Source organism: Lichenihabitans sp. PAMC28606 (genome assembly GCF_020616535.1).
Lineage (GTDB): Bacteria > Pseudomonadota > Alphaproteobacteria > Rhizobiales > Beijerinckiaceae > Lichenihabitans > Lichenihabitans psoromatis.
The window spans coordinates 2,700,296-2,713,048 of sequence record NZ_CP085136.1 but is presented as its reverse complement, the minus strand read 5'-3'; the positions used below and the strand labels follow the sequence as shown (position 1 = coordinate 2,713,048).

The 12,753-nt window shown below is 64.1% G+C and carries 13 protein-coding genes; 3 read left to right on the top strand and 10 right to left on the bottom strand.

Annotation, left to right across the window (positions count from 1 at the left end; all coding sequences use genetic code 11):
• The first annotated feature begins 38 nt into the window (after window positions 1-38).
• From LGH83_RS12820 to LGH83_RS12810, 3 genes are all read left to right on the top strand, one after another.
• Entirely contained in the window at window positions 39-1,148 is a 1,110-nt protein-coding gene (locus tag LGH83_RS12820) for a glycosyltransferase (RefSeq protein WP_227399009.1), read from the top strand.
• A complete protein-coding gene (locus tag LGH83_RS12815) occupies window positions 1,145-2,233 on the top strand; it encodes a glycosyltransferase (RefSeq protein WP_227399008.1) in 1,089 nt (362 codons plus the stop codon). The genes LGH83_RS12820 and LGH83_RS12815 overlap by 4 nt, the downstream gene beginning before the upstream one ends.
• A gap of 162 nt (window positions 2,234-2,395) precedes the next feature.
• Window positions 2,396-3,418: a UDP-glucuronic acid decarboxylase family protein gene (locus LGH83_RS12810; protein ID WP_227399007.1), complete on the top strand. Its 1,023-nt coding sequence runs from the start codon at window positions 2,396-2,398 to the stop codon at window positions 3,416-3,418.
• Between the two features lie 102 nt (window positions 3,419-3,520).
• Here LGH83_RS12810 and LGH83_RS12805 read toward each other — a convergent pair whose 3' ends face one another.
• The 10 genes from LGH83_RS12805 to LGH83_RS12760 form a co-directional block, all read right to left on the bottom strand.
• Complete coding sequence (locus LGH83_RS12805) at window positions 3,521-4,402, bottom strand: class I SAM-dependent methyltransferase (RefSeq protein ID WP_227399006.1); 882 nt, start codon at window positions 4,400-4,402, stop codon at window positions 3,521-3,523.
• Window positions 4,399-5,391, bottom strand: coding sequence for a GNAT family N-acetyltransferase (locus LGH83_RS12800; RefSeq protein WP_227399005.1), 993 nt, complete (start codon window positions 5,389-5,391; stop codon window positions 4,399-4,401). The genes LGH83_RS12805 and LGH83_RS12800 overlap by 4 nt, the downstream gene beginning before the upstream one ends.
• A complete protein-coding gene (locus LGH83_RS12795) occupies window positions 5,388-6,434 on the bottom strand; it encodes a glycosyltransferase (protein ID WP_227399004.1) in 1,047 nt (348 codons plus the stop codon). The genes LGH83_RS12800 and LGH83_RS12795 overlap by 4 nt, the downstream gene beginning before the upstream one ends.
• A gap of 17 nt (window positions 6,435-6,451) precedes the next feature.
• On the bottom strand, window positions 6,452-7,237 hold the full coding sequence (locus LGH83_RS12790) for a PIG-L deacetylase family protein (RefSeq protein ID WP_227399003.1): 786 nt from the start codon (window positions 7,235-7,237) through the stop codon (window positions 6,452-6,454).
• Window positions 7,237-8,178 (bottom strand): beta-xylosidase, encoded by a 942-nt coding sequence (locus LGH83_RS12785; RefSeq protein WP_227399002.1) that lies wholly within the window; start codon window positions 8,176-8,178, stop codon window positions 7,237-7,239. The genes LGH83_RS12790 and LGH83_RS12785 overlap by 1 nt, the downstream gene beginning before the upstream one ends.
• Entirely contained in the window at window positions 8,175-8,945 is a 771-nt protein-coding gene (locus LGH83_RS12780) for a TIGR04290 family methyltransferase (protein ID WP_227399001.1), read from the bottom strand. The genes LGH83_RS12785 and LGH83_RS12780 overlap by 4 nt, the downstream gene beginning before the upstream one ends.
• Window positions 8,942-9,745, bottom strand: a complete 804-nt coding sequence (locus LGH83_RS12775; protein WP_227399000.1) for a nucleotidyltransferase family protein — start codon at window positions 9,743-9,745, stop codon at window positions 8,942-8,944. The genes LGH83_RS12780 and LGH83_RS12775 overlap by 4 nt, the downstream gene beginning before the upstream one ends.
• Before the next feature lie 2 nt (window positions 9,746-9,747).
• Complete coding sequence (locus LGH83_RS12770; protein ID WP_227398999.1) at window positions 9,748-10,842, bottom strand: glycosyltransferase; 1,095 nt, start codon at window positions 10,840-10,842, stop codon at window positions 9,748-9,750.
• Entirely contained in the window at window positions 10,839-11,444 is a 606-nt protein-coding gene (locus LGH83_RS12765) for a histidine phosphatase family protein (protein WP_227398998.1), read from the bottom strand. Before LGH83_RS12765 ends, LGH83_RS12770 begins: the two co-directional genes overlap by 4 nt.
• 98 nt (window positions 11,445-11,542) lie before the next feature.
• Window positions 11,543-12,625: an inositol-3-phosphate synthase gene (locus LGH83_RS12760; RefSeq protein WP_227398997.1), complete on the bottom strand. Its 1,083-nt coding sequence runs from the start codon at window positions 12,623-12,625 to the stop codon at window positions 11,543-11,545.
• Window positions 12,626-12,753 lie beyond the last annotated feature (128 nt).

Below are 12,753 nucleotides of genomic sequence, written 5' to 3'. Positions count from 1 at the left end.
GGCGGGGTCGCCTCCCGCAAGCCGAGAAAGTCGTATCGATGAAGATCGCGTTTTATGGGTCAAGTCTGCTGTCGTCTTATTGGAACGGGGCCGCCACCTATTATCGCGGCATCATCAGCGATTTGGCGCGGCGCGGCTACGCGGTCACGTTCTACGAACCGGATGCGTTCGAGCGGCAGCAGCATCGCGACATCGAGCCGCCGACCTGGGCCCATGTGGTGGTCTATCCCGCAACGATCGAGGCGGCCCGCATCGTGATGGCGGAGGCCGCAGAGGCCGATGTCGTGGTCAAGGCGAGCGGCGTCGGGGTCTTCGACGATGCGTTGCTCGAGGGTGTCATGCGTCACGCCCGTCCGGATGCCATCCGGATCTTCTGGGACGTCGATGCTCCCGCAACCCTCGCCGAGTTGCGGCAGCATCCCGATCATCCGATGCATCGGATTCTGCCGGATCTCGACCTCGTGTTCACCTATGGCGGCGGCCCGCCGGTGATCGAAGCCTATGAGGCGATGGGCGCGGCGCGCTGTATTCCCATCTACAACGCGCTCGATGCTAGCACCCACCATCCGGTTCCGGGCGAGGAGCGGTTCAGCGCGGACCTCTCCTTCCTGGGCAATCGCCTTCCGGATCGCGAGGCGCGCGTCGAGGAGTTCTTTTTAAAGGCTGCCGCCGCGCTGCCGGATCGTGCCTTTCTGATCGGCGGCAACGGCTGGCACGACAAGGCGATGCCGACCAACGTCCGCCATGTCGGGCATGTCTATACGCGCGAGCATAATGCCTTCAACACATCACCGCTTGCGGTCCTCAACATCGCCCGCGACTCCATGGCATCGGTCGGCTATTCGCCGGCCACGCGGGTCTTCGAGGCGGCAGGCGCCGGCGCGTGCCTAATCACCGATGCCTGGGTCGGTATCGATATGTTTCTCAAGGAGAATGCGGAGGTTCTGGTGGCGCGGGACGGTCACGACGTCGCCGAGCTCGTGGCTGGTCTGACGCCGGAGCGGGCGCGCGCCATCGGCGAAGCCTCCCGGCTCCGCATTCTGAAGGACCACACCTACGAGCGGCGCGGTGCGCTGGTCGACATCATCCTGAAGGCCGAAGCCGTGCAAAAAGCCGAGCGGGCCAGCGCTTTTGCGATGCCCCGATGAGGCTCGTGGTTTTCGGCCTCAGCCTCTCGTCCTCGTGGGGCAACGGCCACGCCACCACATATCGGTCATTGCTGAAGGCCTTTGCGGCGCGCGGGCACGATATCGTGTTCTTCGAACGAAACGTGCCCTGGTATTCGGGACAAGCACGCGATCTGGCTGATCCGTCCTTCTGCCGTCTCGTCTTCTACGAGGATCTGCAGGATCTCGACCGCCACCAGGCCGATGTCGCCGCGGCCGACGCCGTTATGGTCGGGTCCTATGTGCCGGACGGGATCGCGCTCGGGGCCTGGGTGCGCGAGGTGGCGCAAGGCACGACCGCCTTCTACGACATCGACACGCCTGTGACGCTGGCGGCGCTCGAGAATGGCACCTGCGCCTACCTCGATGCAGCATCCATTCCGGCTTACGACCATTACATGTCCTTCACAGGGGGACCGATCCTCGACCACCTCCGGGACCATTATGGGTCGCCGGACCCGCGCGCGCTCTATTGCTGCGTCGACCCCAACCATTATGGGCCGCGCGCCGAGCCCAAGCGCTGGGATCTGTCCTACCTCGGCACCTATAGCGACGACCGGCAGCCGGTGCTCGAGCGCCTGTTGCTGGACCCCGCTCGTCGCGCGCCCTATCTCCGCTTCGTGGTGGCAGGCCCGCAATATCCGGCGACGATCGATTGGCCTGCTAATGTCGAAAGGTTCGAGCATGTGGGGCCGCAGGATCATGCCGAATTTTACGGAGCGAGCCGTTTTACGTTGAATGTCACCCGCGACCAGATGGTGAAGTGGGGCTATAGCCCGAGCGTCCGCCTGTTTGAGGCGGCCGCCTGTGCGACACCCATCATTTCGGACATTTGGCCCGGCATCGAAACCGTTTTCACCCCTGGCGAGAGCATCATTTTGGCCGCGAGCGGCGATGACGTCCTCCCGGTTCTCGCGATGGACGATGACGCTGCGCGACAAGCGATCGGTACCAGCGCGCGCGTCGAGATTTTGGCCCGTCACACGGCCGCGGCCCGAGCAGCGGAGCTCGACGCAATCCTGCAGCACGGCGGCGCTTCACCTTCCACGCGCGTAGCATCAACATAGGTTATAAGATGCGACCGATGTTGTGTCCAAACAACGTCGAGCATGTCGAGAGAAAAGACGCTCGTCCCCACCGCCAAAACAAAAACCGCGCGTGAGCAGCATCTTCCACATAGCAGCGGAGTTGAGCATCATCGATACGCGTGACCGAAAGAGGATGGGTGGATGAAGAACGGCAAAGACCGGCTTGTTTTCATCACGGGGGGAGCAGGATTTATCGGCTCGCATTTGTGTGAAGCCTATCTCGATGACGGCGCAAGCGTTCTCTGCCTGGACAATATGCAAACCGGCTCGCACGATAATCTCGAATCATTCGCCCAACATCCTCGATTTCACATGGTCGAAGCTGACGTTACGGCCCCGCTCCCTCAAGCGATGCTGCCGAGAAGCGCGACAATCGACCTCATCATCAACGCGGCTTGCGCGGCCTCTCCACCCCAATATCAGGCGCAGCCGCAGCATACGATGTTGACCAATGTGGTTGGCACCAACAGCCTTTTGGCGCTTGCCGAGACACATGCGGCGCGCTTTCTGCAATGCTCGACCAGCGAAATCTATGGCGACCCGCTCGTGCATCCGCAGATCGAGAGCTATTGGGGAAACGTCAATCCGACGGGACCGCGTGCCTGTTACGATGAAGGCAAGCGAGCCGCCGAGACGTTATGTTTCGATTACAAGCGGCATAATGGCGTCGATGTCCGGGTGGCCCGCATCTTCAACACCTATGGCCCGCGCATGCAGATTTCAGATGGGCGGGTGGTCTCAAACGTGATCTGCCAAGCTCTGACCGGACGTGAGATCACGCTCTATGGCGATGGACAGCAGACGCGTTCGTTCTGTTTCGTGACCGATCTCGTCGATGGCTTGAGGCGGCTCGCCGATCACCCGCGAGCTATCGAGGGCGCCGTCAATCTTGGCAATCCCAATGAACTGACGGTGGCGGACCTTGTCGCCACGGTGATGCGGATGACCCAGGCACGGTCGACCATCGTCCAGAGGCCGCTACCGGTCGATGATCCGCAGCGCCGGAAGCCCGACATCTCGCTCGCAACAGCACTGCTCGGTTGGACGCCTGCCGTTGATTTGAACGAGGGACTCGAGCGCACGATTGCTTTTTTCGTCGATCGACTCACGCCGGAGGTCATTGTCGGCGAGCGCGCGGCCCCTGAGCCGATCGCCGTTCAATAGCGCCGCGCCTACGACGCTGCGTTCCTGAGAGTAGCACCGATCGCCGCGCCTTTGCTTCTTGGGTCGCGGTGTCGCAACCGAGAACCTGCCCCAACCCAGCCGTTAGGGACGGCGCAGCAGAAAGGCCGCAGCGTCCCAGGACGTCAGATCCCGTGTTCCGTTGCGTCGGATCTCAAGACCGTTGCGCTCAGCCAAGGCCGCGACATCGCGGCGATCAGCCTCGAGATCCCCGCGATAGGAGTAGTTGAGGATTAGGGCCGCGCCGCCGGGCCGCAGCGTGCGGGCAATGCCATGGATATGGGCAGCCGCAAATCGATCGCTCGCCTGGACCAGATAGGGCAAGACGTCGGCGGCCAACACCAGGTCGAGGCTCTGGTCCGGTACGAGATCGAGGTCCCGCCCGGACGATCGCGTGATGGTGACATTCGGTAGCGCGGCGCATCGGCGTTTCGCCTCGGCCACCATTTTGGCCGAGAGATCGAGCCCGGTGATGTGTCTGAGATGCGGCGCGAGAGCCACCAGGAAGCGGCCGATGCCGCAGCCGAGATCGAGCGCGTCGCGCGTGCGGCCCAGCAAGCCCCAGTCGCGCATGAGGGTCACGATCTCGTCGGTCGCGACGGCCAGCAGCGCAGGACTGCCGAGGCTATAGAGCGCGACGCTCGCCTCGGGCGATGCCTCGACGAGGTGGTCGAACGTTGCGGCCCAGTAGGTCAGGACGGCATCATGCGTCTCGGCCTGATGCTGGTGCGCGATATCGTCGACCGTGCCGCGCACCTTGGCCCATGCCTCGGGATAATCGCGCCAGAGGGAGGCCACGAGCGCGATCCGAGGATCGACCATGCGGGCTTGGTCGATCGCCTGTCTGGCGGCGATCTCGGTCGGTGCCTCGATCAACAGGCGCATGAGCGCGATGGTCGGTGGTGCGCCGGCTTCGGCCGCGTCATGCAGAAGAGCGATCAGGCCATCCTGTGCGTCATCCGTCATGCGCAGCCCTTGATCGTGAGCCGCTGATTCCAACGATCGACGGCACCCCAGCCGTATTTGTAGAGTTCCTGGCCCCGCAGAAAATGGAATTCGCTTGCGCCGCGATGGGTCGCGGCCTCGATCGCGGCACCGAGCAAGATCGTGCCAGGACTCTCGAACGCGAAGGCGGGATCGAACCCGCCAATATAGGCGAAGGACCGCAATCCCTGATCGAAGCCGTAATAAGCGCCGGCCACGCAATCGTCGATGCTCAACCGGGACAGCCGAAGGAGGCCCGCCTCAAGCAGGCGCGGGACGGCGCGCTGGTGAAATCGGCGCACATCCGCGTCCGCGAGAACGCCTGGCTGATTGCGGCCGATCCAGCGTTGCTGGTGCAGAGCGAAAAGGTCGTCCAGCAGGGGCCGCCAATGGCCCGGCTCGGCCCTCTCGATGCGCCAGGCCCGGCGACCAACCCGATTTTGAGCCATGCGCCACTTTCGCATCGTTCTGGCTGGGACGGCGGCTGGCAAATCCGCGACGGTTCGGGGCAGCATCAGAACCGGGCAGGCGCTGTGCGGCTCGATCGTCGCGGTCCAACTCGCCCCCCAGGGGAGCGTCAAAACCGCTGCATCCGGTGGCGCTTCTTCGGCCGACCAAAGGTCCCATAGCGGATGATGGTCATGCAGGACGGCCAGCAGGGCTGAGCCGGCTGCCTCTCGATGTTCGGGGTCGATCAGCACATCGGAGTAATCGCTGACCGAGATGCCGAGCGGCAGGAGGCGACGACCCCAGGGCCCATCCTCGCGATAAAGCGGCGCGAGCGCGACGAGGCGATCGTCGTGCCGAACCGCGACCGTGAACAGGTCGCCCGGCCTGAAGACTTCCCACCAGGGCAGCAGCCAGGCGGGGGAACTGAACGGCGTCGTGCCGCCCCCGCGCCGCCAGAGCGCCTCCCACTCCGGGGCGATGGCCTCGAGCATCGCTCCGTCCGTCATCAGTGTCGCTTTCATGGGCGGCGCCCCGCCCGATCCGGATCGGCGAGCCGCGCGTAGAGATCGAGATAGTTGGCCGTCATCGCGATGTCGGAGAAATGCGCGCGGGCGACCGCCCGGCACGCGTCTGGATCGAGGCTCACGGCTTGACGGGCCGCCGCCGCCATGGCGGCGACATCCTCCACCAGGAAACCAGTCTGCCCGTCCCGCACGGTTTCGGCCATCGCGCCGACCCGAAAGGCGATGACCGGCGTGCCGCTCGCGGCCGCCTCGCGCGCCACCAGGGACGAGGTTTCGGCCGCCGACGATGGGACCAGAAGGCATTGCGCCGCTGCCAGCAGACGGCGTTTGCGCATAAACCCGACCGGGCCGATGAACCGGCACGATGGCCCGAGCTGCGGGCGGATTTCGCGCTCGACGTAAAACTGGTGCTCGGCATAGGGATAGGTTTCGCCGGCGATCACCAGGCGAAGACCGGCGCGGCGGGCCGCCTCGATCGCGAGATGCACGCCTTTTTCGGGACAGATGCGGCCGAGGAAGAGCGCGAAGCCGCGTTTGCGATGGCGCGTCGCCGCGAAAGCCTCGACCGCGATGCCGTTGGGGATCGGCGGCAGCATCGCGCCGCTCGGCGGGCATGTTTGGTGTTGGCTGTCCGACACACAATTTAGCCATGTGTCGGGCCGCATCGGCGCGAGCGCGTCGGGCGGGTACCAAGCGGGCGGCAGATGCAAGGTTGCGAGAACCGGAACCCCGGCGCCGGGCAGGTAGGCCGGAAAGTCGATGCCGTGCAGGTGGATGACGTCGATCCGCCCGAACGCTCTCACGGTGTCGATCGCGACGCGGGTGCGGCGTTGCGCCAGCGCTTTGGCGGCGTCGTCGAATGGTTCACGCGGAGGTTCGATCGGGTGCAGCTCTCCCGAGATGAGCGACCCCTCCGGCGCCACCACGATCGAGCGATGCCCTGCCGCTACGATGGCGCGATCGAGACAGGCGAGGATCTGTTCCGCCCCGCCAGCGCTTGCGGTCGAGACGCGTGCGAGCGGATATCCGACGCTCAGCACGGTCAGCCGCCGGCCCATCATTGCGGTTTAAGGGCGCGGAGTGCGGCACGAACGCGCTCGATCCAGAGCGGGCCGGTGAGGTTCCAGCCATGGCGTTCGTAAAGCAGCGGGCCGGTGTGCGGCAGGGCGGTAAAATCATAGATGCGGGCCGGACGAAACCGCTCCACGTCGACCGAAAAAGACGCCACCGTGCGGGCTTGGCTCCCATGGGCCGCCAGCATGCGCCGCTTGAGCTCCCGTTCCTCCTTGGTCAGCATCAGCACGATCTCGGGTTCGGCTGCGGGATCAGGGAGAAAACGCTGCCGCACCCAGGTGTCGGCCCCGGCATGATAGAATGGCATTTCCCATACGGCGGCCTGCGACCCGCCGAGTCGATGCGCGGCCCGGACCGCAAAGGCCGTCGCGTCATGATCGGAGTGGCCGCCTTCGTAGGCATGGGTCAGGACGATGTCGGCGAGCCGGATGCGCTCCGACAAAGCATGCGACGCCTCGACGAGGCTCAGCGACACCTCTTGGTCGATGAAACCGAGCGCCACGATCTGATCGGGCCCGATGCCGACCAGAGCGAGCGCTGTCTCGGCCTCGCGGCGGCGGGCTGTCGCATAATCGGCCGACGTCGCGAAACCTGCCAGCATGGCATTGGCTTGATGGCGTGGAGCGCCATCCGTCAGATGGATGATCTTGGCGGCCGGGAGGTGTGCCAACAGCGCACCACAACCGAGCACCTCGTCGTCCGGATGGGCCACGACCACGAGCACGGTTCGGGTTGCCCATTGGCTCCCGAGCGTGCCGAGGCCGGCCATCAGGCCGCTGCAGCCCGCGTCGGTGCGATGGTTGGGATCGCGGGTGTCGCGCCCGCGCCGACATAGCGGCGCACCATGCTGGCGCAGAACTCCGCAAATAATTCTGGTTCGCGCGGCGCGCTGGTGTGATGCGGCTCGATGCCGAGATGTTCGGGCGTGAAGCAGAACGTCACGGTCGTGTTGAAGGGCTCGAGTGCGTTCATCAGCCGATCGAACCAGCGATTGGCGTCGGGGCGGAACGAATCAGCCCAGGATAGGCCGGTGCGGATATAGGTGACGCCGAGCCGTTTCATCCACTCGACCGCATCGTCGAGGCGGTGATCCTCATAATGGAACCACTGGCACAGCCCCATGTCGGGCGTGCAATCCGCGAACACTTTGGCGGCCAGCTTCGGGGTGCCGTCCTGCCGCAGGATGCCCATGGCGAAATGCCGATAATAGGACGAGCCTTCGGCTTCCTTATGGCGCGTGGTTGCTTCCCACTCGCGCGGCAGATCGTAGAGGCTGTACCAATGGATGCGCGGAGCCTTGCCCTTGAGCAGATCGGCCGTCCGGCGCAGCCCCCATTCCTGCACCTCCTCGGCCCCGAACGTCGAGACCCCGACTTCGCTGACCCAAATCGGCAGGGTCGTCACGGCCTGGATCTCGGCGATCTTCTGTGGCCATTCGGCCAGCGGCCAGAGGTTCCAATCGAGCGGAAAACCATGCACCGCAAGGGCGTCGAGATGATCGAGCACGCCGCGACCGGCGAGATTTTGGACGAAGGTCGGGTCGATCGGCGACATGCCGCCGAGGACGCGTGGCAGTGTCGCATTCTCGGCCCGGATCGCTTGGCAGGCCAGCGTCGTCATGGCCGCGAACTTGCTCCAGTCGGGATCGATAGCCGGGTCCCAATGGGACTTGTTGTTCGGCTCGTTCCAGATCATCGCGGCTTCGATCACGGACGACCCTCCTTGCTGGGATAGACGGCGCCGGGCGTGTCTATCTCCACGCGGCGGCAGATGAACACTTCCGATTCAGGGTGGGCCACGATCTCGAACCCGGCGCTCCGCAGCATCGCGGCGGAGGCGGCACGGTTCGGTGCCCACCAATTGGTCGGATCGTTGGAGTAACGATGTTCGATGAAATGCAGCTTCGGGTAGCCGGGGCTGTCGAAATGCTGCTGGTCCCAAAAATCGTAATCCTCGGCGATCACGTCGACCTGCTCGGAGCCCCGCTGCAAGGACTGGAACACGAGCAGATCCTTGGCGACCGTGTCATGGATAATGTCGAGTGCCAGCAGCGGATGGCGGAGGTGATAGAGAACCCCCATGAAGATCACGACGTCGAAACGCTCGCCGAGCGTGCCGAGATCGTAGACCGACATTTTCCGGAATTCGATGTCGAGGCCATTGGCGTCGGCCGCAAAGCGCGCTTGAGCGAGGTAATCGTCGTCAAAATCGATGCCGAGCACGCGGTCGGCACCCCGGCGCTTCATCTCGATCGCGTAGAAGCCGCCGTTGCAGCCGATATCGAGGACGCTCTTGCCGGTGAGGTCGGACGGGATCGCCTGCGCGAAACCCTTGAACTTCACGTTCGGGTAATCACCGAGAAAGTGGTCGGGCGCCGTCCAGATGCCGTGGATCTTCATATTGTGAAACCACGGGCCGAGCTGCTGAAGGCGATCGCGGATGTCGTCATCCGTCAGGGGCGGAGCGATGGTTGTCATGGCGCCTCTGCTGCTGCGGCGCGATGCGCCGCAGGATCGGGGTGGAAATTCTGTGGCGCCGCCTCGCGCACGAGCGGCGCCTGGTCGGCCAGCAGGCTCAAGGCGGCTCGATAACCGTTCAGCGTCCCGACATCAACATAGGCCTGCCCGGCCTTGATGCCACGCGCCGTGCCCCCTGCGGCCAGAAAGGCGTTGACGAGTGTCCCGAAATATTCGTCCGTGCGGCCACGATCGAGCCACAGCCGATGCAGGGCATGGAGCACCGATCCCGGCATCTTGAAGCCGCCCCATATCCAATTCGACGTCGCATCAGGCCGTTTCACCTGAATTTCGATCACGGTATCGATGCCGTCGATCAAGACGGCGTCGAAAAACTCGGGGTGGTTCACGGGAAAGAGCAGGAACGTCAGCCCGTCATCCGGCAGCGCCGCGAACCCGTCGGTGGGAAACCACACCGTGTCGGGGAGGCCGACCACGACGGCCTCATCTGCCGCGACAAGCGGGCAGGCACGGAACACCGCATCGCAGAGGCCGCTCGGCTGCGGCTGCACCACATAGGCGATCGGCGTCGCCCCATATCCTCCGCCGTAATAGGCAAGAATGTCGGACTTGCCGGGCGAGATGACGAAGCACAGCTTGTCGGCGCCCCCCGCCACCATGCGGTCGATCAGATATTCGCTGACGGCGCAGGGCCGCTCGATCCCGTCGTCGAGACGGCTGCCGACCGGCAGCAACTCCTTCGAGAAGGCGAGCGGTTGGATGCGACTGCCGCGCCCGGCCGCCGGAATGATGCCCCACACGCTCACGCCTCCCTTGCGAAGGGTGTGGGGGCGGCCCGCGCGACCGCGATCGCCGCCTCAAAGTCTCGCGCGCGATGCGCGGACGTATGGTCGGCCAGAACCCTGTCGCGCCCGGCCTTGGCGATGCGGTGGATCTCGGCATCGCTCAGCGCTAGCGCCGCCAGCGCGTCGTCCGTCGTGGTACCGACCAGCAACTCCTCGCCGGGCGCGAAAAAGGCGTCGAGTCCTTCCCATGCGTCAGTCAGAATCGCGGTGCCGCAGGCGGCCGCCTCGAACAGGCGACCCGAAGGACACCAGCCCATGGAGGCCATCGCGGCGCGAGTGACGTTCAGCGTGATCCGGCCGGACCCGAAGAAGGCCGGGTGATCGGGCGGTGACAGATGACGGACAAAGAAGATGTTGTCGGTCCAGGGAAATTCGGCGGGATATTGAGCGCCGCCGATCGCGAACCGCTCTTGTGGCCGTCGACGCGCCGGCTCGATGAAGAGCCTGTCGAGGGTCGCTTGCCGATCGGCCGCATAGGTCCCGAGATACGACAGCGCGGATGCGAAGCGCGGCTCTGGCGCAACCGGCCGGTGCACGTCAGGGTCGACATGGCCGTAGAGCGGCGCAACGCGGCGCGCCCCGAGGCGATCGCGGAGCTCATCCAGCGCCCGCCCGCCCGTATAGCTCAGCACGAGGTCGTAATCGGCGAAGCCGCGCGCGCTCACATAGGCGGGCCGCGCATCGCCAGCGAGATTCGCCAAGGTCACGGGTGTATCGAGATCGTAGAAGACACGGAGCGCGCCGGGCGCGTCGAGCACCAGGCGTTCCGCCGCGGCCGCATCGGGGCAGTAGGATGTCACGATGGTGACATCGGCCTCGGCCACCTCGCGCCGGGCGCGCAGGTCGATCGCGGCCCAGTCGGGATAAAGCACCAGCGCTCCGCCCGCGATGCTCTCGACATCGCGGTTGAGCGCGTAATAGGGGACGTCGCGTTCGAAGAACACGATGTGGTGGCCTCTCCGCGTCAGAGCCTTGACCAGCCCACGCCACAGTGTCGCATGACCGTTGCCCCAGGATGATGAGATGGCAAGGCCGAACACGACGATCTTCACGCCGCTACTCCCTGCGGCACGGCCTCGTTGAGCCGGACGATCTTGCCGCCGCCGGGCCAGAGATCGAGCGTCGTCACGGAGGCCGGATCGATGGTCAGACGATCATGATGGTCGAGAGGAGCGGTCAGCAGCGCCATGACGATCGCTTTGACCACGTCGCTATGGCTGACGAGCACCATGGGAGCGCTATCGTCCATCGCGAGCGTGTCGATCAGCGTCATGACGCGGGTTTGCACCGCCAGCATCGTCTCGCCATTCGGCATGCCAGCACGGCTGCGTTCGGCATTCCAATCGTGCCAGCGCGGATCCTTGTCGAGATCGGTGAACGTCTGACCTGTCCAGTCGCCACAATCGATCTCGTTCAGCGCCTCGATCGTCTCCATCGATCGGCCGATCGTGGTCGCGATCGGCTCCCCGGTCTGCTGGCATCGTAGCATCGGGCTCGATGCGAGACGCCCGATGTGGCGATCTGCGAAAAAAGCAGCAAGCGCGCTCGCTTGTTGTCGTCCCGCCTCGTTCAACGGCACGTCGTCCATACGGCCCGCCAAAACCTTGCCGACGAGATCATGCACGCCATGACGGACGAGATAGACCCGGGTCATCCCGCATGGTTCCGATGGTTATGACACCCGTTAAGATCCACGCGCATTCCCCTCGGTTACGTCGCAGGATAATCGGCAGGTCGAGCGTTTGTTGCGGTTCAGGCGTGCTCGCCGGCCATGAACGCCTGGGTTCGGTCATGCGCCTCGGTGTCGGTGAATTGCTGCGGCGGGGACTTCATGAAATAGCTCGATGGACCGATCAGCGCGCCGCCGATGCCCCGGTCGAGCGCCAGCTTCGCGCAGCGCACCGCATCGATGACGATACCGGCTGAATTGGGCGAATCCCACACTTCCAGCTTGAGTTCGACATTAAGCGGGACACCGCCGAAGGCGGTGCCTTCGAGCCTAATGTGAGCCCATTTGCGATCCGTGAGCCACGGCACATGATCGCTTGGTCCGACATGGATGTTTTCGGCATCAAGCGGGACGTCGAATTGGCTCGAGACCGCTTGTGTTTTCGAGATCTTCTTGGACTCGAGACGCTCGCGTTCCAGCATATTTTGAAAATCGGTATTGCCGCCGAAGTTCAATTGATAGGTCCGATCCAGCCGAACGCCGCGATCTTTAAACAGATTGACCAACGTCCGGTGGATGATCGTGGCGCCAACCTGGCTTTTGATGTCATCACCGATGATCGGCAAATTGCGATCGGCGAAGCGCTTCTCCCAAGCGGGATTCGAGGCGATGAACACCGGCATGCAGTTCACGAAGGCGCAGCCCGCTTCGAGCGCGCATTCGGCGTAAAACTCCGCCGCTTTCTGCGACCCGACCGGGAGATAAGACACCAACACGTCGGCCCGCGAGTCGCGCAGCGCCTCGGTGACGTTCGCCGCATCCTGATCGGACTCCCGCACGACGTCGCGCAGATATTTGCCGAGCCCGTCCATCGTCGGTCCTCGCCGAACCGTGACGCCAGTGGTGGGCACGGCGGAGAACACCTGTGTGTTGTTCGGTGCTGCGAAAACCGCCTCGGCGACGTCACGACCGACCTTGTCGGCATTGACGTCAAATGCTGCCGCAACCACCACGTCGCGGATGTGATAGCCCCCGACATCGACATTCATCAGCCCAGGCACAGGCTCGTTCGACTGTGCGCTTTTGTAATATTCGAGACCCTGCACGAAAGACGACGCGCAATTCCCCACGCCGACAATCCCAACACGCACCTGTTTTTGTGCCAAATCCGAACTCCTCGAGCCTGAAAGGATTGTAGGTCGGTCTGGCGGGATTTCAAATTGTTTGAACTCAAGCAACGCGAATGGAGACAAGTAGATATCCTATGTTAATGATCCGCTGCGAGAGATCAGGA